Here is a 22,203-nt window from a genome sequence, read left to right as displayed (position 1 = left end):
TCAGTCCGGCATTTCCGCGTCGTGCTGGGGGCAGGTTTCGGTTTCGGCCAGCGCTTCGCTCACCCAGCGCGCCACGGCGGCATGGGCGCGCACGCGCTCGCAGTAAGCGTTCAGCGCGGGCGGCAGCACCACGCCGTAGGTCTTGAAGCGCATCACCACCGGCGCGTAGTAGGCGTCGGCGATGGAGAAGTCGCCGAACAGGAATTCGTGGTGGCCGAAGCGGCTCAGGCACTCTTCCCAGATTTCGCTGATGCGGCCGATGTCGGCCTGGGTGCCGGGCGTGCGGCCCTTGCCCGGGTAGCTGCCCTTGATGTTCATCGACATGGAGTTGCGCAGGCTGGAGAAGCCCGAATGCATTTCGGCGCAGACCGAACGCGCCATGGCGCGCGCGGCCACGTCCTGCGGCCACAGGTGTTTTTCAGGGAATTGCTCGGCCAGGTATTCGCAGATGGCCAGGCTGTCCCAGATCGTCATCTCGCCCGCCAGCAGCACCGGCACGCGGCCGCAAGCCGAGTACTCGGCGATCTTGTTGCCGGTGTCGGCCTGGTCCAGCAGCACGCGCACTTCCTGGAAGGGGATGTTGAAGGCGGTCATCGCCACCCACGGCCGCATCGACCACGAGGAGTAGTTCTTGTTGCCGATGACGAGGGTCAGGCCGGGCTCGCGCGCGGCAGCCAGGGTTTGCGTCAGCGTGGGATCCAATACGGTGGTTTGCATATCTGTTCCTGGGTTTTTTAATTTATCGGCCGCCGAAGGTGGCTTCGCTGCGTTCCTGCTCCGTGTAGCCTTTCGGCCCGACCGTGCCGAGGCGCGCCTTCAGCGACTGCGGGCGGCCTTCGAACAGGGCGGCGTAGTAGGTGGCGTTGGACATCACGTTCTTCACGTAGACGCGGGTCTCGAAATAGGGAATCGACTCGATGAAGACCGCGCTCTCCATCGGCTTGTCCAGCGTGGAGCGCCAGGTGCGCAGGCGGCCCGGCCCGGCGTTGTAGGCGGCGGTGGCCAGCACCTGCGAGCCGTCCATGCTGCCCAGCACCATGTTCATGTAATTCGTGCCCAGCATGATGTTGGTCTTCACATCGGTGATGGCGTCCTGCACGAAATCGGTCACGCCTATCTTCTTGGCCACCCAGCGCGCGGTGGACGGCATGACCTGCATCAGGCCGGAGGCGCCGGCGTGCGACTGCGCGTCCATGATGAAGCGCGATTCCTGGCGGATGATGCCGTACACCCAGGCCTTGTCCAGGCCCAGCGTCTGCGTGGCCGGATGCATGATGTCGTCGTGCGGCGAGGGGTAGCGCTGGGTGTAGTCGACCTGCACGCGGGTGCGGTCGGAGGTGTTCACCATGCGGTCCAGGATATGGTTCTGGCGCGCGAATTCGGCGGCGGCCAGGTGGCCGCGCTCGTCCAGGCTGCGCAGCTCCCAGTTCCACTCGCGCGTGCCTTCGAAGCGCAAACGCATGCCGAAGAATTTGAGCGCGCGCTGGAAGCCGGGGCGCTCGCCGATGGCGGCCACCTCGGCCGGCGCCAGCGGCGCGCCCGGCGGCGGAATCGAGATCAGCTTGCCCAGTTCCTCCTGCGCCAGCAGGCCGTAGAAACTGGACTGGTCGCTAATGCCGCGCAGCAGCTGGGCCGCTTCCGGCGTGGGATGGGCCGCGCCGGCTTCCGCCATCAGCGCGCGGGCGCGCCAGTAGATCCAGGCCGGGTCGGTGCGCAGCGCTTCCGGCATGGCGGCGATGTTCTTCTTGACCTGCTTCCAGTCGCCGCTGCGCAGCGCGACGCGGGTTTTCCACTGGTGCTGGTCGATGGACAGCGGCGCGCCTTCGGACTTGCGCCAGTAGCCGGCGGTCTCCGGCGACAGCGAGTAGGACGACTGCAGCGCGACGGCGGCCCAGCCTATGGCCTGTTCCTGCGCGCTCAGTTTGGGGGACGCTTTTTCCAGCGCCAGCACGGCCAGCTTCATGCTGGTCTTGGCGGCGCGGCCCACGGCCACCAGGAAGGTTTCGTGGTCCACCCGGCCGGCGCCGGGGCCTTTGGCGATGGCCACCAGCGGCAGGTCCACCGCCTGCGTGATCTTCTTGTCCACCCCGCCCAGCAGCAGGATGGCGCGGCGCGCCTGGCCGGTGGCGTTGAACTCGCCCGACAGGCGCACTTGCGCCCACACATCCTCGGCGCTGAACTGGCCGGCCTGGAACAGCGTGGCGATCAGGCCCGCGCAGGCTTCGCCGTAGCCGTTCGGCGCGGTCAGCAGCGCGCGCGCGTCGTCCGCCACTTTCAGGCCTTTCAGGGCCTTCGACTGCAGCGCGTAGCACTTCACCTGGGTGTCGTCGTTGAGCACGAACTGCGGCAGCTGGTCGTCGAAATTGGGCCAGTCTTTTTTGCGGCCCAGCTCCAGCAGCCAGTCGTTGCGCAGGCGGTCGGCGATGGCGCTGCCTTCGTAGCGCTTGAGGAATTCGCGGATCTCGAAGGTGGTGGCGTCACGCCAGTGCGATTTCAGCCGATAATAATCAACGTAGGAGGGAATGGAATAGCTGGGCAGGCGGGCGGCGTAGAAGTCGGCCTTCTGCGTCTCGTCCTTGCGCACCGCTTCGCGCAGCAGCAGGAAGGCGTCGTCTTCTTTGCGGGTGTCCGCGCCAGCGTCTTGGGCGTGAGCCAAGCTGGTAATGGCGCATAAAGCTACTGCGCCGGCAATCCATTTGGACCTGGAAATCAATGTACGACTCTCACAAAAATTCAAGACATATCCGAGACATGAGCAGCGACCCTAGAATACCACGCAACCCACCCCAGCCCCTAGCTCCGCCAGAGGGCGGCCAGCCGAAATCGGCGCTGCGCAAGCAGATGCTGGCGGCGCGCCGCGCGCTGGCGCCGGAGCTGCGCGCGCAGTGGGACCGCGCGCTGTGCGAACAGGTGCTGGCCTGGCAGCGCAAAAACAAGGTGGCGGTGCTGGGCGTGTACTGGCCTCTGAGCGGCGAGCCGGACCTGCACGCGGCCTACGCGGAACTGGCGCGGCGCGGCGTGCGGCTGCTGCTGCCGGTGGTGGTGCAAAAGGATGCGGCGCTGGAGTTCGCGCACTGGCAGATCGGCGAGGCGATGGTGAAGGATGCGATGGGGGTGGCGGTGCCGGCGCAGTTGCGCATGGAGGCGTATCCGCCCGCGCTGCTGGTGCCCTGCCTGGGCTACAACCGGCATGGCTACCGGCTGGGCTACGGCGGCGGCTTCTATGACCGCACGCTGGCCCGCGCGCCGCGCCCGGCGACCGTCGGCATTGCCTATTCCTGCCTGCAAGCCGACTTTCCGGATGACAGCCACGACATCGCGCTGGATGCCGTGCTGACCGAGCTGGCTTAAACCAGCCGCTGCCAGAGCGCCGTGGTGGCCGCCGCCTGGTTCATGCTGTAGAAGTGCAGGCCGGGCGCGCCGCCCGCCAGCAGGCGTTCGCACAAGCCCGTCACCACGTCCAGGCCGAAGGCCTTGATGGAGGCGCTGTCGTCGCCGAAGCTGGCCAGCTTCAGGCGCACCCAGCGCGGGATTTCGGCGCCGCACATGTCGGAGAAGCGCATCAGCTGCGTGTAGTTGGTGATCGGCATGATGCCGGCCACGATGGGCACCTGGATGCCCAGCTTTTGCGTCTGCTCGACAAACTGGAAATACGCGTCGGCGTTGTAGAAGTACTGGGTGATGGCGGCGTTGGCGCCCGCCTTCACCTTGCGCTCGAAGGCCAGCAGGTCGTCCTGCGGCGACTTGGCCTGCGGGTGCACTTCCGGGTAGGCCGCCACTTCGATGTGGAACCAGTCGCCGGTTTCGGCGCGGATGAATTCCACCAGCTCGTTGGCGTAGCGGAACTCGCCGGAGGCGCCGTAGCCGCTCGGCAAGTCGCCGCGCAGCGCCACGATGCGCTTGATGCCGTGCGACTTGTATTCGTTGAGGATGGCGCGGATGGACTCGCGCGTGCCGCCCACGCAGGACAAATGCGGCGCGGCGTCTTCGCCGGCGGCGAGGATTTCGCGCACCGTGTCCAGCGTGCCGGTCTGCGTGGTGCCGCCGGCGCCGAAGGTGACGGAAAAATATTTGGGATGCAGCTCGGACAGCTTGGCGCGCACAACGCGCAGCTTCTCCGCGCCTTCCGCCGTCTTGGGCGGAAAGAATTCAATACTAAAATTATGGGTGTCCATCGGCATTCTTCAGAAGTAAGGTGGATAGCGCCCAGGAAATCACACTGTAGAGTATCGCGCCGCCCATGGCAGCCCAGAAACTGTCCACATGGAAGCCGTCGACCCAGTGCGCCACCAGCCAGAACATGAAGCCGTTGATGACCAGGATGAACAGGCCCAGCGACAGCACCGTGACAGGCAGGGTGAGCAGCAGCAGGACGGGACGTATCAGTGTGTTAACCAGGCCCAGCACTAAGGCTGCGACCAGGGCTGCGCCTATGCTTGTGACATCGACGGAATGCATCAGGTAGGGCACGGCGAACAGCGCCGCGGCATTGATTAACCAGGTAAGGACCAAACGCATAAAAAGCCTCGCAGTGCATAACAAAAGGGCCGGCTGCGAGCCGGCCCGGGTCACTGATTAGTAACGGTAGTGTTCAGGCTTGTAAGGGCCTTCTTTTTTCACATTGATGTAGGCGGCCTGCTCTTCGGTCAGCTCGGTCAGCTGCGCGTTCAGCTTGCGCAGCTGCAGGCGGGCGACCTTCTCGTCCAGGTGCTTGGGCAGCACGTACACGCCGACCGGGTAGTCCTTGGTGTTGACGAACAGCTCGATCTGGGCGATGGTCTGGTTGGCGAACGAGGACGACATCACATACGACGGGTGGCCCGTGCCGCAGCCCAGGTTCACCAGGCGGCCTTCGGCCAGCAGGATGATGCGCTTGCCGCTAGGGAAGATCACGTGGTCGACCTGGGGCTTGATGTTGTCCCACTCGTATTTCTTCAGCGCGGCGACGTCGATCTCGTTGTCGAAGTGGCCGATGTTGCAGACGATGGCCTGGTCCTTCATGGCCAGCATGTGCGCTTCGGTCAGGATGTGGTAGTTGCCGGTGCAGGTGACGAAGATGTCGCCGTGTTCGGCGGCGTAGTCCATGGTCACGACGCGGTAGCCTTCCATCGCCGCCTGCAGCGCGCAGATCGGATCGATTTCGGTGACCCACACTTGCGCCGACAGCGCGCGCATGGCTTGCGCCGAGCCCTTGCCCACGTCGCCGTAGCCGGCGATGACGGCGATCTTGCCGGCGATCATGACGTCGGTGGCGCGCTTGATGCCGTCCACCAGCGATTCGCGGCAGCCGTACAGGTTGTCGAACTTGGACTTGGTGACGGAATCGTTAACGTTGATCGCAGGGAAAGCCAGCTTGCCTTCCTTGTGCATCTGGTACAGGCGGTGCACGCCGGTGGTGGTTTCCTCGGTCACGCCCAGGATGGCCGGCAGGCGCTTGGAGTACCAGGTGGCGTCTTTCGCCAGGTGGGCCTTGATCGAGTTGAACAGGCAGATTTCCTCTTCCGAACCCGGATTGGCCAGCACCGAGATGTCGGTTTCGGCGCGGGTGCCCAGGTGCAGCAGCAGGGTGGCGTCGCCGCCGTCGTCCAGGATCATGTTGGAGTACACGCCCTCGCCCGGCCATTCGAAGATGCGGTGGGTGTATTCCCAGTATTCGTCCAGGTTCTCGCCCTTGACGGCGAACACCGGGGTGCCGGCGGCGGCGATGGCGGCGGCGGCGTGGTCCTGGGTCGAGTAGATGTTGCAGGACGCCCAGCGCACTTGCGCGCCCAGCGCTTCCAGCGTGCGGATCAGCACGGCGGTCTGGATGGTCATGTGCAGCGAACCGGTGATGCGCGCGCCCTTCAAAGGCTGCGCGGCCGCGAATTCTTCGCGGATGGCCATCAGGCCGGGCATTTCGGTTTCAGCGATCTTGATTTCTTTTTCGCCCCATGCGGCCAGGCCGATGTCAGCGATGATGTAGTCTTGCGAGGTTTTGAGTACGGCGTTCATCACGCCCTCCTTTCAATGGTTGAAAAAAGTAACGTGAGCGCGGTGTTGATTTCCGAGCCTGGCCTGCCTGGTGTTGTCTGGCGGGTCGCAGCGCTCCTCGGGAAGGGAATTCTAGCAGAAAAACCCGTGGCCAGGTCCAGCCTGGCCACGGGAAGGTGTTGCTTAATTGAGGCCGGCGGCGGCGCGCAGGGCGGCGACCTTGTCGGTGCGCTCCCAGGTGAATTCCGGCTCTTCGCGGCCGAAGTGGCCGTAGGCGGCGGTCTTCTGGTAGATAGGACGCAGCAGGTCCAGCATCTGCACGATGCCTTTCGGACGCAGGTCGAAGTGTTCCAGCACCAGCTTGGCGATCGCGTCGTCCGGAATCACGCCCGTGCCTTCGGTGTAGACCGTGATGTTGATCGGACGGGCCACGCCGATCGCATACGACACCTGCACCTGGCACTGGCGCGCCAGGCCGGCGGCCACGATGTTCTTGGCCACGTAGCGCGCGGCGTAGGCGGCCGAACGGTCAACCTTGGAAGGATCCTTGCCGGAGAAGGCGCCGCCGCCGTGCGGGGCTGCGCCGCCGTAGGTGTCGACGATGATCTTGCGGCCGGTCAGGCCGCAGTCGCCCTGCGGGCCGCCGATGACGAAGCGGCCGGTCGGGTTGACCAGGAATTTGGTGTCCTTCAGCCAGCCGGCCGGCAGCACCGGCTTGATGATCTCTTCGATCACGGCTTCTTCGATCTGCTTGTGGCTCACTTCAGGCGCGTGCTGGGTCGACAGCACCACGGTGTCGACCGACACCGGGCGGCCGTCGACGTAGCGCAGCGTGACTTGCGACTTGGCGTCCGGACGCAGCCACGGCAGGCGGCCGTCCTTGCGCAGCTGCGACTGGCGCTCGACCAGGCGGTGCGAGTAGTAGATCGCGGCCGGCATCAGTTCCGGGGTTTCGTCGCAGGCGTAGCCGAACATCAGGCCCTGGTCGCCGGCGCCCTGGTCCAGGTCCAGGCCCGCGCCTTCGTCCACGCCCTGGGCGATGTCCGGCGACTGCTTGTCGTAGCACACCATCACGGCGCAGCCCTTGTAGTCGATGCCGTAGTCGGTGTTGTCGTAGCCGATGCGCTTGATGGTTTCGCGCGCCACTTGAATATAATCGACGTTGGCGAACGTGGTAATCTCGCCTGCCAGCACCACCAGGCCGGTGTTGCACAGGGTTTCGGCGGCCACGCGCGCTTTCGGGTCCTGCGCCAGGATGGCGTCGAGGATGGCGTCGGAAATTTGGTCGGCAACCTTGTCGGGGTGGCCTTCGGAGACGGATTCCGAGGTGAAGAGATAGTCGTTCGACATTGCAAGCTCCTGATACTGGTTTGGTAAACATGTCGCAACAACCAATACGGCTTGCGACGCTTTAGCGATATTTATATTCCGCTTCGCAAGTTGTCTGTTAACTCAGCGGTTCCTTCATACGTGGTATTTTACGCTTCTTTTAAAAACTTTTGGCAAAGCAAAGCTTTTTGCCTGATCTGAATCATCCATGCTTGTCACCCTATTCCGCCTACTTTCCGTCTTCCCCCTGCCCGTGCTGCATGCGCTGGGCGCCGCGCTCGGCTGGCTGGTTTACCTGCTGTCGCCTTCGCACCGCCGCCGCATGCGCGAGAATATGCGCCAGGCCGGCTTCGAACGCCACCTGGGCGCTGCGATTGCCGAGGCTGGCAAAAGCATACTGGAATTGCCGTTTATCTGGTGCGCGCCACCGGAGCGCGTGTCGCGCCACGCCAGCACCGAGAACTGGGAGCTGGTGCAGGACGCGCTGGACGCCGGACGCGGCATTGTGTTCCTGACGCCACACCTGGGCTGTTTTGAAATCGTGGCGCAGGAAATCGCGCTGCGCACCGAGCTGATGGTGATGTACCGGCCGCCCAAGCAGGCCGCGCTCAAGCCGCTGATCGAGGGCGCGCGCGCGCGCAAAAACCTGCTGCTGGCGCCGGCCAATATGTCCGGCGTGCGCATGCTGGCCAAGACGCTGAAAAAAGGCCTGCCGATCGGCCTGCTGCCGGACCAGGTGCCGCAGGAGGGCGAAGGCGTGTTCGCCGATTTCTTCGGCCGCAGCGCCTACACCATGACCCTGCCGGCCAAGCTGGCGCAGATGGGCGACGCGGTGGTCATCGTCACCTACGCCGAGCGGCTGCCGTTCGGGCGCGGCTATGTGATCCGCTTCGTGCCCTTCGAGGGCGCGCTGGACGGCAACACCGCCGAGCAGGCGCGCGCCATCAACGCCGCCATGGAAAAACTGATCGCGCGCGCCCCGGCGCAATATTACTGGAGCTACAACCGCTACAAGGTGCCGGCCGGCGCGGCCGCAGCGGCCGCCAAGGCGGAGGCGCCATGAGGCTGCTGCTGGGATTCATGTGGCTGCTGCACTGGCTGCCGCTGCCGGTGCTGGGCCGCTTCGGCACGGCGGTCGGCTCGCTGCTGTTCATTATCATGAAGCCGCGCCGCGACATCACCCTGGTCAACCTGCGCCTGTGCCTGCCCGAACTGTCCGAGGCCGAGCGCACCGCGCTGGCGCGGCGCCACTTCCAGTCCTACGCGCGCAGCGTGTTCGAGCGCTCCATCCTGTGGTGGGCCTCCGAGCAGCGCCTGCAGCGCCTGATCAAGGTGGTCTCCTACGACGGCGCGCACCCGGAATCGGCCGGCATCCCGGTGGCGGCCATGACGGGCCGGCCCACCATTTTGCTGTGTCCGCATTTCGTCTGCCTGGACGTGGCGGGCGCCGCCATCGCCATGCAGGCCTCGGCCTCGTCCATGTATGTGCAGCAGAAAAACGCCGTGTTCGACAAGGTGCTGCGCGACGGGCGCGCCCGCTTCAAGCCGGTGCGCCTGTTCACCCGCCTGGACGGCATCAAGCCCATCCTGCGCGCGCTGAAGGAGAAGCTGCCCTATTTCATGCTGCCGGATATGGATTTCGGCGAGAAGGACGCCGAGTTCGTGCCCTTCTTCGGCGTGCAGGCGGCCACGCTGTCGGCCACGGCCCGCATCGCGGCGGCCACCGGCGCCCAGGTGATGCCGGTGATCTCCACCTTCCTGCCCGATTACCAGGGCTGGCAGGTAAAATTCTATGCGCCATGGGATAATTATCCCGGTGCCGACATGGTGGAAGCGACGCGCCGCATGAACGCCTTTATCGAGGAGCGCGTGCGCGAGGCCCCGGCCGAATATTTCTGGACCCACAAGCGCTTCAAGACGCGCCCCAACGGCGAGCCTTCCTTCTACGGCAAGGCGCGCTAAGCCCACAACACCAATCGATTATGAAACTCAAATTCACCAAGATGCACGGCGCCGGCAATGACTTCGTGGTCATCGACGCCATCAGCCAGCAGATCGACTTTACGCCCGCGCAATGGAAGCAGCTGGGCGACCGCCGCTTCGGCGTGGGCGCGGACCAGATGCTGGTGGTGGAGAAGCCGACCCAGCCGGGCTGCGACTTCCGCTACCGCATCTTCAACAGCGACGGCGGCGAGGTCGAGCAGTGCGGCAACGGCGCGCGCGCGTTCGCCAAATTCGTCACGCAAAAAGGGCTGACCGACAAGCGCAGCATCAGCGTGGAAACCATGGCCGGCATCATCGCGCCGCGCCTGGAGGACAACGGCAACGTGACGGTGGACATGGGCGCGCCCGTGCTCGAGCCGGCCCGCGTGCCCTTCGACGCGGACGGCCTGGACGGCGTGGCCGAGGGCCGCGACATGCTGTGGCCGCTGGTGCTGGAACTGGGCGGCGACAAGGAAACCGTGCTGGTGTCGGTAGTGTCGATGGGCAACCCGCATGCGGTGCAGCTGGTGGGCGACGTGGACACCGCCCCGGTGGAGCTGACCGGGCCGCTGATCGAGCACCATCCGCGCTTCCCGCGCCGGGTCAACGCCGGCTTCATGCAGCTGGTAAACCGCCAGCACATCCGCCTGCGCGTGTTCGAGCGCGGCGTGGGCGAAACGCTGGCCTGCGGCACCGGCACCTGCGCGGCCGTGGTGGCCGGCATCCGCCGCGGCCTGCTCGACTCGCCGGTGACGGTGGACGCGCGCGGCGGCCAGCTGGCCATCGCCTGGGCCGGCGAAGGCCAGCCGGTGTATCTGACCGGCCCGGCCGTGACGGTGTACGAAGGCGAGATCGAGATTTAAGCCGGCGCTGCAAGCCAGCCCGGCTCAGGCGGCCTGCAGCCGGCCGCCGGGCGCGCCGTCCTGCGCGTGCCCGGCTTCGGCCTCCTCCCCGGGCAGCCAGGTTTTCAGCCGGTACAGGCGCTGGCGGTAGTTGCCTTCCGGGCCGTCCAGGCCGGCATCCACGCTGTCGAACAGCCGGCTGATGCGGTCCAGGGCCTGGCGCTGCTGGGCATTGCTCACCAGCACCAGGCGGCGCTTGCCGCGTCCGTAGCTGGCGCGGATATCGACCACCAGGCAATGGCCCTGGTCGGCCGCCTTCACATCCAGCAGCAGCGCTTCGGCCCGGCTCAGGCCGAACCATCCCGCCAGTTCCACCCGCGCCGCCAGCAAAGGCTGGCTGCCCAGCAATTCCCGGCTCACGCCCGGCAGGCTGGCGGCCCAGCCGCCGCCGCTGTCCGGCGCGATGCGCCGCAGCGCCGCCTGCGCCTCGGCGCAGCCCTGGGCGGCGGCCTTCTGCAGCCAGTAGGCCGCGCGCACGTCATTCTGCTCGCCGCCACGCCGGGTGCGCCAGGCGTGCATGCCGCACTCCAGCTGCGCCGCGCTGTGGCCCAGATCGGCCGCGCGCTCCAGGCAGGCCTGCGCCTCGCTCACGCTGCGCTGGGAAAATTCGGGTTTCAAATAGATGCGCGACAGCGCGAACCAGGCATCCGCCAGGCCCTGCTCTCCGGCCAAGGTCAGCCAGCGGATGGCGCGCTTGAAATTGGCCGCCGCGATGCCGCCGTGCACGCGCTCGCCGTCCCGGTTCATGCGCGCAAACCACAGCCCCAGCGACAACTGGGCGATGCGCTCGCCGCCGTGCGCTGCCAGCTCGCGGCAGCGCATGCCGATGCCGTCCGCGTCCGCTTCCGGGTCCAGCTCCATATTCGCGTCGGCCCCGGTGGCGGCGCCGGCCAGCGCCCGCGCGCAGCGCGCCAGCAGCTGCACCTGCTGCGGCGCGATCTGCCAGTTGGCGGCGCGCGCCGCCTCGGCGTCCGGCGGCGCGTCGCGCAGCAGCTGGCGCACCAGCGGCAGCGCCTGCTCGAGAAACACCGCGCGCGGCTGGGTGCCCCAGGCCTCGTCCAGCGCCACATAGGCCAGCGTGCTGACCAGCACCGGCGCGCCCGCCGGCGCCGGATGCCGCGGCGGCTGTTGCGACAGCGGCGCCGGCGCCGCGGCCGGCCGCTGCTGCAGGGCCACCAGGCGCAGCGCTTCCGGCAAACCGGCCCGCACCGCCGCGTCGAGCGCCTGCATGGCCTTGGTCCGCAGCGAGGAGCCGGCGCCGGCGGCCGCCGCGCCCAGGGCGCCCAAAGCGCCCAGCGCGCTGGCCGTGTCGGTTTCGCCCGGCGGCGCGTTCAGCACCAGCTGGGCCAGCACCAGGCCGGCCGGCAGCACGCCGGCCTCCCAGGCCCGCTCGTACCAGGGCAGGATGGCTTCGCGGCTGTGCTGCGCGTGTTCGTAGCCCACGTGGTTGCCGATCAGCCGCCATGCCTCGTCCCGTCCCTGCTTGGCGGCGCGGTGCAGCCAATGCAGGGCGGTAGGCAGGCTTTGCGGCAGGCTGGCGCCACCGAACAAATACAGTTTACCCAGCGCCAATTGGCATTGGGAGTCTCCAGCGCGCGCCCCTCTGATCATTACTAGTTCTTCACGATTTGCCATCGTTCCACTATTAATATGATTCATTCAAGAAAAACGCTGCGGCATGGCTGGCCAGGTCATGTGCCCGGCCGCCTTTTATGGCTTGATCTTGCCACATTCCAACTAGCGCAGTAAGGCCAAGTGTCGTTTTATTGCCTATAGTGTGAAATATTAAATGCTAAGTGTTTGATATTGCTCAAATTCCGCAGCACAGCAAAGCGTGTACGCTGATTGCAATCCCATTAACTAAACGAAAGGAAACCTTGCCGCTCAGCATGCAGTGGACAGCTATTCAAGCGTTTCAAAAATACAACACGAAACCACATTTTTTTGGCTTTTGACCAATACTAGCCCTCATAATCGACCAATCCTTCGCCGTGGGCGCAGCGAGCAATTAAGGTTCAAAGCAGACGGCTGCAGTGCATTCGGCAGCTCATGTTTAAGCTCTTTGATCGATTAATCATAAAAGGAAGAACAAATGAAAAAATCATTAGTGGCCCTGGCACTCATGGGCGCCTTCGCTGGAGCTCATGCGCAATCGTCCGTCACTATTTACGGCACCGTCGATGCCGGCGTTTCGAAAACCACCGGCACCACTGCCCAGATCGGCAAACGCGACAACAACAAACTCGGCTTCCGCGGCGTGGAAGACCTGGGCAGCGGCCTGAAGGCCCTGTTCCAGCTGGAGATCCGCTACGAGCCGGACACCGGCACCATAGAAAGCACCTCGGGCGCCAACAGCCGTCCGCTGTTCCAAGGCCAGAGCCGCGTCGGCCTGCAGGGCGACTTCGGCACGGTGCGCCTGGGCCGCGGCCTGACCCCGTTCCAGGAAACCTCGACCGCCTTCGAGCCATGGAGCGGCGTGCCGGCCGTGGCTGGCTACCAGACCAATCTGCAAGTGGCCGGCTACACCAGCGATCCGCTGGCGCCGCCGGGCACCTCGGGCAACCGCTTCTCGAACGCCGTGTGGTACAACACGCCGGTGATCAACGGCTTCCAGCTGAACGTGGCCGTGGGCGCCAAGGAAGCGCTGGGCAACACCGTCGCCATCGTCGGCCGCGGCACCACGCTGGCGCCGCAATACGGCGTCAACGCCCTGCCGTCCGCCAATCCATGGGGCGCCAGCGCCACCTACACGCTGAACCAGTTCGCCGCCTATGCCGCCTATGAGCGCAACGCGATCGAAACCAAGCTGTGGTCGGTGGGCGCGTCGTACAAGCCGATGCCGGCCCTGAAACTGATGGCGACCTACCAGAAGCAGGACATGGACCATACCGTGCTGGCCAACGCGGCCAACCACGAGACCGACGCCTGGATCGTCGGCGCCAACTACACCATGGGTCCGGGCAAGCTGCTGCTGGGCTATGGCGTGAAGACGCCGGACCGCATCCTGAAGACCAAGCAGGCGTCGATCGGCTACGAGTACAACATCTCGACCCGCACCTATATCTACTTCGACCTGTCGAACAAGAAGACCCCGCTGCCGGCCACCACCGCCACCACCAACGACAGCACGGTCAACCACTATTCGGTTGGTATCCACCACAACTTCTGATGCGCGCGCGCTTCAGCTGAACCGGACGGGCCCCTCGCGGGCCCGTTTTTTTTAGCCTTGCAAAACACTAGCCAAAAAGCGCTGTGACTTTTTTGCAACTGCGCTCAACGATGCAACATGGCTTTCTGTACAAGCCCCGATTGCCGTGTCATATTGGTTGCACCGGATTAGTACGCACGTACTATTTTGAGAATAAAAAAACAAATCAATCTTTTGGAGACTGCATGAAAACTAAACTGCTCGCAGCGGGTATCGCCGCATGCTTCGCCGCGCCGGCCATGGCGCAATCCTCGGTCCAGATCTACGGTATCGCCGACGCCGGCGTGATGTATGTGAAAAACGGCGGCCAGGACGCCAAGACCAAACTGGTCAGCGGCATTGCCGACGGCTCGCGCCTCGGCTTCCGCGGCACCGAGGACATGGGCGGCGGCTACAAAGCCATCTTCAACCTGGAAGCGCGCGTGGAACTGGACACCGGGCGCCAGCAAACGGGCAACCTGAGCAGCAACCCCACCTTCGCGCTGACCGAAGGCCTGAACTTCACCGTGCCGGCCGCCGCCGGCGGCGCCGCCACCGCCGAGAAACTGAAGGCCGGCGTGCAGGGCGCGCTCAATCCCGCCATCAACGTCAACATCAACGGCGCGCTGTTCGACCGCACCTCCATGGTCGGCCTGGTGACGCCGGTGGGCGCCGTGCTGCTGGGCCGCATGTACACCCCGGGCTACGAAGTGCTGAACGCCGGCGACGTGTTCGAATCGGGCACGGCGGCGGGCTGGGGCGGCATCGTGGGCGGCACCGGCGGCCTGCTGACGGCCGGCGTGGCGATCCGCTCCGACAAGTCGATCCAGTACCGCATGGAACTGCCGAACGGCCTGAAGGCCTCGGCCATGTACGGCACCGAGAAATCGGGCTACATCGGCATGGACAAGCGCTCCTGGGGCGCCAATGTGCGCTACGTGGCGAACGGCTGGGACGTCGGCCTGGGCCACAACCACGGCACCGACCAGGTCGGCGCGCGCGGCCTGGTGACCACCACGCTGGCCGGCTCCTACGCCTTCGACAACTGGAAGCTGTTCCTCGGCACCCACAAGCAGAAGAACGAGAATTCGGTCATCATCCGCTACGCGGGCGACCTGCTGGCGCCGACCTTCGCCGCCTTCCCGGCGCCGCTGAACACGCTGCTGGCCGGCCAGGCCAACGCCGCGCTGAAACGCAACTTCCTGCTCGACGCGATCAGCTACCAGGTCGGCTTCCACTACAAAATGGGCGCCGGCCGCATCATGGCCTCCGTGGTGCGCCAGGACGACAAGCGCGCCGACGCCAGCGACGCCACCCAGTACGGCCTGGGCTACGACTACAACCTGTCCAAGCGCACCGACGTGTATGTGGTGGGCGCCTACATCAAGAACGAAAACGACGGCCAGTACGCCATCGGCGCGGCCAGCGCCTCGGGCGGCTTCACGGCAAAACCGGGCGATTCGAGCAAGGGCATCCAGGTGGGCATGCGCCACCGCTTCTGACCGCGTTTCCGCGCCACACGGAAAGACGCCTGCGGGCGTCTTTTTTATTGTGCCGTCGGGTAGAATGTGGCTTGCTCTCAACCCACAAGCTGAACAATGGACGCCACCGCCGTACTGCAATACCTGACCGACCACCCGCATTTCTTCGAGGAGCACGCCAGCCTGCTCGGCGAGGTCAAGCTCTCCAGCCCGCTGACCGGGCGCGCCGTCTCGCTGCAGGAGCGCCAGATGGAAGTGATGCGCGACAAGTACAAGGCGCTGGAACTGCGCATGGCCGAGCTGTCGCGCCACGCCAAGGAAAACGAAACCATCGCCGGCCGCTTCCACAGCTGGACCCAGGCCCTGCTGCAGGTGCGCGAAGACGGCGCCATGCCGCGCGTGCTGGCCGACAGCCTGAAGAGCAGCTTCCACGTGCCGCAGGCCACGCTGCGCCTGTGGGGCGCCAAGCCGGAGTACGCCGGGCAGTGGTTCACCGCCGGCGCTTCGGACGACGCGCGCATCTTCGCCAACAGCCTGATGGCCCCGTACTGCGGCGCCAACAACGACTTCGAAGCGGTGCGCTGGCTGGACGACGCCGGCACGGTGCAGTCGACCGTCATCATCCCGCTGCGCAAGCCGGGCAGCGCCGGCGCCAAGGGCGCCACCTTCGGCCTGCTGATACTGGGCTCGCCCGATTCCGAACGCTTCACCGCGCTGATGGCGACCGACTTCCTGGTCCACATCGGCGAAACGGCCAGCACCGCGCTGGCGCCGCTGGTCGGCTAAGGCCGCCATGAGCGCGCGCGGCAAAGCCGACTGGGCGCACGCCTACCTCGAGCAGCTGCGCACGCAGCGCAAGCTGTCCGCGCACACCCTGGACGCCTACCGGCGCGACCTGGCCGAACTGGCCGCCCTCAGCGGCGACACGCCGTGGGACGCGCTCGGCCAGGCCGACGCGCGGCGCTACGCGGCCCGGCTGCACAGCAAGGAACTGGGGCCGCGCTCCATCGCCCGCAAGCTGTCGAGCTGGCGCGGCTTCTTCGACTGGCTGGCCGGGCAGACCCCGCTGGCGGTCAACCCGGCGCACGGCGTGCGCGCGCCCAAGCGTCCCAAGAACCTGCCCAAGGCCCTGCCGGTGGACGACGCCGTGCGGCTGGTGTCCACCCCGGCGCGCGCGCACGCGGGCCCGGCGGAGCCGGCCGAGCTGTGCAACCAGGCCATGTTCGAGCTGATGTATTCCAGCGGGCTGCGGGTGTCCGAGCTGGCCGGGCTGGACCTGCGCCACAGCCCGGAAGCGCTGGGCTGGCTGGAGCAGGACAATGCCGACGTCACCGTGCTGGGCAAGGGCGGCAAGCGCCGCACGGTGCCGGTGGGCAAGGCCGCCATGGCCGCCATCGCCGCCTGGCTGGCGGTGCGCCCGCCGCCGTCCGACGGCAGCGGCGCGCTGTTTACCAGTGCGCGCGGCACGCGGGTGTCGCCGCGGGTGGTGCAGCTGCGCCTGAAAGCGCACGGACTGGCCACCGGCGCCCCGGCCAGCGTGCACCCGCACATGCTGCGCCACTCCTTCGCCTCGCACCTGCTGCAATCGTCCGGCGACCTGCGCGCCGTGCAGGACATGCTGGGCCACGCCACCATCGCCTCCACCCAGGTGTACACGGCGCTGGACTTCCAGCACCTGGCCCAGGTGTACGATAAAGCCCATCCGCGCGCCAAAGTGAAATAGCATGCGCTGCGTCAAGGCTGGCGTTTGGCCGCCTTGCCCAAATTGCGGCATAATCGCTCGATCCCGGCCCCGAGGGGCCACCAACTACTGATCGGCAAGCTGACATGGCACTCATTCCCACCACCATCCTCACCGGCTTCCTCGGCGCGGGCAAGACCACGCTGCTCAACCGCATCCTGCAGGAAAGCCACGGCATGCGCATCGCCGTCATCGAAAACGAGTTCGGCCAGGAAAACATCGACAACGAAATCCTGGTGCAGGACAGCAAGGAACAAATCGTCGAGATGAACAACGGCTGCATCTGCTGCACCGTGCGCGGCGACCTGATCGTGGCGCTGTCGAACCTGGCGCAAAAGCGCAACGCCGGCGAGCTCAACTTTGACCGCGTGGTGATCGAAACCACCGGCCTGGCCAATCCCGGCCCGGTAGCGCAGACCTTCTTTGTCGACGAGGAAGTGGGCGCCCACTACATGCTGGACGCCATCGTCACCGTGGTGGACGCGCGCCACGCCATGCAGCAGCTGGACGCCAACGAGGAAGCGCAGCGCCAGGTGGGCTTCGCCGACAAGCTGCTGCTGTCCAAGACCGACCTGGTGGACCAGGCCGTGCTGGACGAGTTGCTGCCGCGCCTGAAGCGCATCAACCCGCGCGCGCCCATCAGCCACTCCAACTTCGGCAGCGCGCCGATCGCCGAGGTGCTGGACCTGAAAGGCTTCAACCTGAACGAGAAGCTGGAACTGGACCCGGACTTCCTGGCCGCCGAGGAACACGGCCACGACCACCACGACCATGAGCACGGCGAGCACTGCGACCACCCCAGCCACGCCCACGGCCACCACGACCACCACCACAGCCACCACAGCCACCACAGCGACGACATCGCCGCCTTCGTCTTCAAGAGCGCGCGCCCGTTCGACAGCGCCAAACTGGACGAATTCCTGGGCGGACTCGTCAACGTGTACGGTCCTCGCATGTTGCGCTACAAAGGCGTATTGTTGATGCAGGGCGCCGAGCGCAAGGTGGTGTTCCAGGGCGTGCACCAGCTGATGGGCAGCGACCTGGGCGCGAAATGGGCCGACGGCGAAGAACGTGGCAGCAAAATGGTATTTATTGGCAAGAATCTACCGAAAGACATCTTTATTAGCGGATTGGAACAATGTTTGGTATAAACTAACCGGGTTTTGTGGGGTACCGGTTGGTGATTTAGCAACAAGGAACACACCGGTGCGGTTGCCAGCAATCGCGCAACTGAAAATTTGAAAACTCTGTCGTATCGAAGGTAAGCGAAGTGATGACTAAAACTAATAAATCGACCCCCGCCGCTATCGAAGAAGTCCGCCTCCTCACGGAAGAAGAAATTCTGAAAATGGGCGAAGCCGACTACATGAATCCGGCGCAAATGGCGTTTTTCAAGGCCAAGCTGCAATCCTTGGAAAAAGAGCTGCTGAAAAATGCCGGCGAGACGACCGAACACCTGCGCGAAACCGTGCTGGTGCCGGACCCTGCCGACCGCGCGACCATCGAGGAAGAGCACGCACTGGAACTGCGCACCCGCGACCGCGAGCGCAAGCTGCTGAAGAAGGTGCAGCAATCCATCGTCGCCATCGACAACAACGAGTATGGCTGGTGCGAAGAAACCGGCGAACCGATCGGCATTCCGCGCCTGATCGCCCGTCCGACCGCCACCCTGTCGCTGGAAGCGCAGCAGCGCCGTGAACTGAAGCAAAAGCTGTACGGCGACTAAGCAGTCCGCCGCCGCCAGCCTCCCCGGCGTATGGACGCAGGCGGGCGGCTCACTCCCGAAAAAGCATGCCGGCCACACCGCATGCTTTTTTTGTTTTCCGCCTTGCTCTTGGGCTACACTAGGAGTCCAGCATAGCGAGGAACGCCGTGGGCCTGTTTTCCCTGTTTAAAAAAGGCAAGCCGGACGCCGCCGCCCCGGACGGCGACGACGACGCCGCGCGCCTGGCCGCCAACAGCGAAGCGCAGCGCGCCGCCGCCAACAGCCAGCTGCAGCGCGACATCGCGCGCGCCACCGCGCTGAAAATCGACGCCATCGAAGCGGCCATGGAGGCCGACATCTTCAACACGCCGGAACCGGCCTGGGGCAGCCGCCCCGCGCGCCCGGTGCTGAACACCGCGCCGGCGCCCGCCGACAACCCCGCCACCCTGCCCCTGCTCGACGCCAGCACCACCCAGCTGCTGGCCGACGACGAGATCCCCGCCCCGGTGGCCGACAGCGCCACCGCGCCGGTGGTGGAAGAAAGCGCCATCCTGTACGCCAACGGCCAGGCCGCGGTCGCCGAGCAGATGCTGGCCGGCGCGCTGGCCGACGCCGCCGCCGCCGGCCTGGGCGCCCAGCAGGACCGCACCGTCTGGTGGCTGCTGTTCGACCTGCACCAGGCGCAGGGCCAGCAGGAACAGTTCGACAGCCTGTCCATCGACTACGCCAGCACCTTCGAAACCTCGCCGCCGCCCTGGCGCGGTGCGGCGGCGCCGGCTGCGGCCCCGTCCGGCGGCGGCGCCGGCACAGGCTATGCCGGCGTGGCCCCCACGCAAGTGTTCGGCGCGGCGCTGGACGCCGGCGCCGCCGCCGTGCTGGCGCGCATCGACGCAAGCGACGCCGCCGTCCCGCTGCGCCTGGACTTCAGCGCCATCGCCAGCGCCGACGCCGAAGGCTGCGCCCTGCTGCTGGGCGCCCTGCAAAACCTGCAAAAACAGGGCCGCGAGCTGATCGTGGTGGCCGCCGCCGAGCTGGCCGCGCTGCTGCAAGGCAGGCTGGCCGTGGGCGACCGCGCCGGCGGCGAAGCGCCCTGGCTGCTGCTGCTGGAACTGCTGCAGCTGCTGAACCGCGAAAAAGACTTCGAAGAAGCCAGCATGGACTATTGCGTGACCTTCGAAGTGTCGCCGCCGCCCTTCGTCGCGCCCAGCAAAGTGGCCACGGCGGCGCGCGCGACCGTTCCGGCGGCGGTGGCGGCGGCGGGCAAGGCGGCGGACCGCTTCATGCTGCCGGCCGTGGTGGAAGGCAGCTGCACCGCGCTGCTGGACGCCGTCAGCGCCTACGCCGAACAGTACCCGGCGCTGGTGTTCGATTGCTCGCGCCTGGCGCGGCTGGACTTCGGCGCCGCCAACCTGTTGCTGAGCCGCTTGCAGCAGCTCGCGGCGGACGGCAGAAGAGTAGAATTCCGGGAAGTGAACCACCTGGTGGCCGCCCTGCTGCGGCTGCTGGGCTACGCCGGCGTGGCGCGCATCTTCGCCCACAAGTACTAGGACAGGTACCAGGACAAGTACTAACGCAAGTACAGCGCCGCAGCCCCGGCCGGAGCCGGCGTCTTGCAATTGCGCGCACTATCCCCATGTCAGGGACTGGCGCCGGCATCTGCAGCGGGCGTTGCGCGCCATGCGCGAGCGCCACTACTTTTGAGGTCTACATGGAACAATTTCACGGCACCACCATCCTGTGCGTGCGGCGCGGCGCGGAAGTCGCGCTGGGCGGCGACGGTCAGGTCACGCTGGGCAACATCGTCATGAAGGGCACGGCCCGCAAAGTACGCAAGCTCTACCAGGGCAAAGTGCTGTGCGGCTTCGCCGGCGGCACGGCCGACGCCTTCACCCTGCTGGACCGCTTCGAAGCCAAGCTGGAAAAACACCAGGGCAACCTGCTGCGCGCCTCGGTCGAGCTGGCCAAGGACTGGCGCACCGACCGCGTGCTGCGCCGCCTGGAAGCGATGCTGCTGGTGGCCGACGCCACCTCCACCCTGGTCATCACCGGCAACGGCGACGTGCTGGAGCCGGAAAAAGGCATAGGCGCGATCGGTTCGGGCGGCACCTACGCCCAGTCGGCCGCGCTGGCGCTGGCCGAGAACACCGAACTGAGCCCGGCCGAGATCGTGAAAAAATCGCTCACCATCGCCGGCGAGCTGTGCATCTACACCAATATGTCCCACATTATCGAAACGCTGGACGGGAAAGCGGAATGAATATGACTCCTCAAGAAATCGTCGGCGAGCTCGACAAGCATGTGGTGGGCCAGGGCAAGGCCAAGCGCGCGGTCGCCATTGCGCTGCGCAACCGCTGGCGGCGCCAGCAGGTGGCCGAGCCGCTGCGCCATGAGATCACGCCGAAGAACATCCTGATGATAGGGCCGACCGGGGTCGGCAAGACCGAGATCGCGCGCCGCCTGGCCAAGCTGGCCGACGCGCCCTTCATCAAGATCGAAGCGACCAAGTTCACCGAGGTGGGCTATGTGGGGCGCGACGTGGACACCATCATCCGCGACCTGGTGGACATCGGCATCAAGCAGACCCGCTCGTCCGAAATGGCTAAGGTGCGCGCGCGCGCCGAGGACGCCGCCGAGGACCGCGTGCTCGACATCCTGCTGCCGCCGCCGCGCGACTTCGGCTTCGCCACCGCCGCCGCAGCGGAGGAAGGCAAGCCCGACACCACGCGCCAGACCTTCCGCAAGCGGCTGCGGGAAGGCGAGCTGGACGACAAAGAGATCGAGATCGAACTGGCCGACACCGCGCCGCAGATGGAAATCATGGCCCCGCCCGGCATGGAGGAAATGACGGAGCAGATCAAGTCCATGTTCTCCGGCATAGGCGGCGGGCGCAAGAAGGCGCGCAAGGTCAAGATCAAGGAAGCGATGAAGCTGCTGCTGGACGAGGAAGCGGCCAAGCTGGTCAACGACGACGAGATGAAGCAGAAAGCCATCCAGAACGTGGAGCAGAACGGCATCGTGTTCCTGGACGAGATCGACAAGATCGCCTCGCGCTCCGAGGTGGGCGGCGCCGACGTCTCGCGCGCCGGCGTGCAGCGCGACCTGCTGCCGCTGGTGGAAGGGACGACGGTCAACACCAAGTACGGCATGATACGCACCGACCACATCCTGTTCATCGCCTCGGGCGCCTTCCACCTGGCCAAGCCGTCCGACCTGATCCCGGAGCTGCAGGGCCGCTTCCCGATCCGGGTCGAGCTGGAATCGCTGTCGATCGCCGACTTTGAACGGATTCTGACGTCGACCGACGCCTGCCTGACCAAGCAATACGAAGCGCTGCTGGGCACGGAGCAGGTGCAGCTGGTGTTCGCGCCGGACGGCATCACGCGGCTGGCCGAGATTGCCTACCAGGTCAACGAGCGCACCGAAAACATCGGCGCGCGGCGGCTGTACACGGTGATGGAAAAGCTGCTGGAGGAAATCTCGTTCAGCGCCAGCGAAGGCGGCGTGCAGACGCTGACCATAGACGCCGGCTACGTCAACGCGCGCCTGGACGCGCTGGCGGTGAACGAAGACCTGTCGCGCTACGTGCTGTAAGGGAAAGGGGGCAGACCATGGCCAACAAAGCACTGGCGACGCGGCAGAAGATGCAGTTCCGCGTCGAGCCCTCCCAAAAGCCGCGCAATCCCTACGCGGCGCTGGCCAAGAACCGCGCCGCCGGCCCGCACGCCAAGCCCGCCGCCGCGCAGCGCCACGCCGCCAAAGCCGCCCTCAAGAAAATCGACCCCGCCAAATCCGACGACTGACACCCCAGCGGCCTGAGCCGCATTCGGGGTCAAGCCTCAATCACCGCCAAGGCCGACCACTAGCAGGCTGAGCCGCATTCGGGGTCAGACCCCGAATGCGGCTCC

The 22,203-nt window shown here is 66.0% G+C and carries 21 protein-coding genes and 1 riboswitch; of the genes, 14 read left to right on the top strand and 7 right to left on the bottom strand.

The annotated features are described in order from the left end of the window. Both AC07S4_RS29720 and AC07S4_RS29715 read right to left on the bottom strand, forming a co-directional pair. The gene (locus AC07S4_RS29720; protein WP_494990019.1) at window positions 1-717 is read right to left on the bottom strand and encodes a glutathione S-transferase family protein; all 717 of its coding nucleotides are present in this window, start codon (window positions 715-717) and stop codon (window positions 1-3) included. A 22-nt stretch (window positions 718-739) separates the two neighbouring features. Continuing rightward, a complete protein-coding gene (locus AC07S4_RS29715) occupies window positions 740-2,713 on the bottom strand; it encodes a lytic transglycosylase domain-containing protein (RefSeq protein ID WP_494990018.1) in 1,974 nt (657 codons plus the stop codon). Window positions 2,714-2,751: 38 nt separating this feature from the next. Between AC07S4_RS29715 and AC07S4_RS29710 the strand changes: the two genes are divergently transcribed. Beyond that, window positions 2,752-3,351, top strand: a complete 600-nt coding sequence (locus AC07S4_RS29710) for a 5-formyltetrahydrofolate cyclo-ligase (protein WP_494990017.1) — start codon at window positions 2,752-2,754, stop codon at window positions 3,349-3,351. Here the strand turns inward: AC07S4_RS29710 and metF are convergent. From metF to metK, 4 genes are all read right to left on the bottom strand, one after another. Continuing rightward, complete coding sequence (gene metF, locus AC07S4_RS29705; protein WP_494990016.1) at window positions 3,348-4,175, bottom strand: methylenetetrahydrofolate reductase [NAD(P)H]; 828 nt, start codon at window positions 4,173-4,175, stop codon at window positions 3,348-3,350. The two genes, AC07S4_RS29710 and metF, sit on opposite strands and share 4 nt — an antisense overlap. Then, window positions 4,162-4,518 (bottom strand): phage holin family protein, encoded by a 357-nt coding sequence (locus AC07S4_RS29700; protein ID WP_161071525.1) that lies wholly within the window; start codon window positions 4,516-4,518, stop codon window positions 4,162-4,164. The genes metF and AC07S4_RS29700 overlap by 14 nt, the downstream gene beginning before the upstream one ends. Window positions 4,519-4,575: 57 nt before the next feature. Further along, a complete protein-coding gene (ahcY, locus tag AC07S4_RS29695) occupies window positions 4,576-5,991 on the bottom strand; it encodes an adenosylhomocysteinase (RefSeq protein WP_494990015.1) in 1,416 nt (471 codons plus the stop codon). A gap of 28 nt (window positions 5,992-6,019) precedes the next feature. After that, a riboswitch (S-adenosyl-L-homocysteine riboswitch) is annotated at window positions 6,020-6,096 on the bottom strand. A gap of 57 nt (window positions 6,097-6,153) precedes the next feature. Further along, window positions 6,154-7,320, bottom strand: a complete 1,167-nt coding sequence (metK, locus tag AC07S4_RS29690; RefSeq protein ID WP_494990014.1) for a methionine adenosyltransferase — start codon at window positions 7,318-7,320, stop codon at window positions 6,154-6,156. Window positions 7,321-7,507: 187 nt separating this feature from the next. Between metK and AC07S4_RS29685 the strand changes: the two genes are divergently transcribed. From AC07S4_RS29685 to dapF, 3 genes are read left to right on the top strand one after another with little or no spacing between them, the layout of a single operon-like run. Further along, entirely contained in the window at window positions 7,508-8,362 is an 855-nt protein-coding gene (locus AC07S4_RS29685) for a lysophospholipid acyltransferase family protein (RefSeq protein WP_494990013.1), read from the top strand. Beyond that, entirely contained in the window at window positions 8,359-9,261 is a 903-nt protein-coding gene (locus AC07S4_RS29680; protein WP_494990012.1) for an LpxL/LpxP family acyltransferase, read from the top strand. Before AC07S4_RS29685 ends, AC07S4_RS29680 begins: the two co-directional genes overlap by 4 nt. A gap of 20 nt (window positions 9,262-9,281) precedes the next feature. Further along, window positions 9,282-10,145: a diaminopimelate epimerase gene (dapF, locus tag AC07S4_RS29675; protein WP_494990011.1), complete on the top strand. Its 864-nt coding sequence runs from the start codon at window positions 9,282-9,284 to the stop codon at window positions 10,143-10,145. Between the two features lie 24 nt (window positions 10,146-10,169). On the opposite strand, the gene AC07S4_RS29670 is transcribed toward dapF, so the two are convergent. Continuing rightward, window positions 10,170-11,756: a tetratricopeptide repeat protein gene (locus AC07S4_RS29670; protein WP_494990010.1), complete on the bottom strand. Its 1,587-nt coding sequence runs from the start codon at window positions 11,754-11,756 to the stop codon at window positions 10,170-10,172. A 520-nt stretch (window positions 11,757-12,276) separates the two neighbouring features. On the opposite strand from AC07S4_RS29670, the gene AC07S4_RS29665 reads away from it, so the two are divergent. From AC07S4_RS29665 to AC07S4_RS29620, 10 genes are all read left to right on the top strand, one after another. Next, window positions 12,277-13,353 (top strand): porin, encoded by a 1,077-nt coding sequence (locus tag AC07S4_RS29665; protein WP_494990009.1) that lies wholly within the window; start codon window positions 12,277-12,279, stop codon window positions 13,351-13,353. 224 nt (window positions 13,354-13,577) lie between these two features. Next, entirely contained in the window at window positions 13,578-14,873 is a 1,296-nt protein-coding gene (locus AC07S4_RS29660; protein WP_494990008.1) for a porin, read from the top strand. Window positions 14,874-14,969: 96 nt separating this feature from the next. Next, complete coding sequence (locus tag AC07S4_RS29655; RefSeq protein ID WP_494990007.1) at window positions 14,970-15,638, top strand: DUF484 family protein; 669 nt, start codon at window positions 14,970-14,972, stop codon at window positions 15,636-15,638. Window positions 15,639-15,645: 7 nt separating this feature from the next. Beyond that, window positions 15,646-16,575 (top strand): tyrosine recombinase XerC, encoded by a 930-nt coding sequence (locus AC07S4_RS29650; protein ID WP_494990006.1) that lies wholly within the window; start codon window positions 15,646-15,648, stop codon window positions 16,573-16,575. 104 nt (window positions 16,576-16,679) lie between these two features. Further along, the gene (locus AC07S4_RS29645; RefSeq protein WP_494990005.1) at window positions 16,680-17,744 is read left to right on the top strand and encodes a CobW family GTP-binding protein; all 1,065 of its coding nucleotides are present in this window, start codon (window positions 16,680-16,682) and stop codon (window positions 17,742-17,744) included. Between the two features lie 122 nt (window positions 17,745-17,866). Beyond that, a complete protein-coding gene (dksA, locus tag AC07S4_RS29640; protein WP_161074550.1) occupies window positions 17,867-18,319 on the top strand; it encodes an RNA polymerase-binding protein DksA in 453 nt (150 codons plus the stop codon). A gap of 146 nt (window positions 18,320-18,465) precedes the next feature. Continuing rightward, window positions 18,466-19,845 carry an STAS domain-containing protein gene (locus AC07S4_RS29635; protein ID WP_494990004.1) on the top strand — a complete coding sequence of 460 codons (1,380 nt, stop codon included), beginning with the start codon at window positions 18,466-18,468 and terminating at the stop codon, window positions 19,843-19,845. A 161-nt stretch (window positions 19,846-20,006) separates the two neighbouring features. Beyond that, a complete protein-coding gene (gene hslV, locus AC07S4_RS29630; RefSeq protein WP_494990003.1) occupies window positions 20,007-20,555 on the top strand; it encodes an ATP-dependent protease subunit HslV in 549 nt (182 codons plus the stop codon). Continuing rightward, the gene (hslU, locus tag AC07S4_RS29625; protein WP_494990002.1) at window positions 20,552-21,889 is read left to right on the top strand and encodes an ATP-dependent protease ATPase subunit HslU; all 1,338 of its coding nucleotides are present in this window, start codon (window positions 20,552-20,554) and stop codon (window positions 21,887-21,889) included. The genes hslV and hslU overlap by 4 nt, the downstream gene beginning before the upstream one ends. A gap of 17 nt (window positions 21,890-21,906) precedes the next feature. Then, window positions 21,907-22,098, top strand: coding sequence for a hypothetical protein (locus AC07S4_RS29620; RefSeq protein ID WP_494990001.1), 192 nt, complete (start codon window positions 21,907-21,909; stop codon window positions 22,096-22,098). Window positions 22,099-22,203: the final 105 nt, after the last annotated feature.

It is taken from the genome of Pseudoduganella sp. GW821-FHT05F09, from assembly GCF_059419605.1.
The sequence above is the reverse complement of the archived record's forward strand: the minus strand, read 5'-3'. Positions and strand labels throughout refer to the sequence as shown.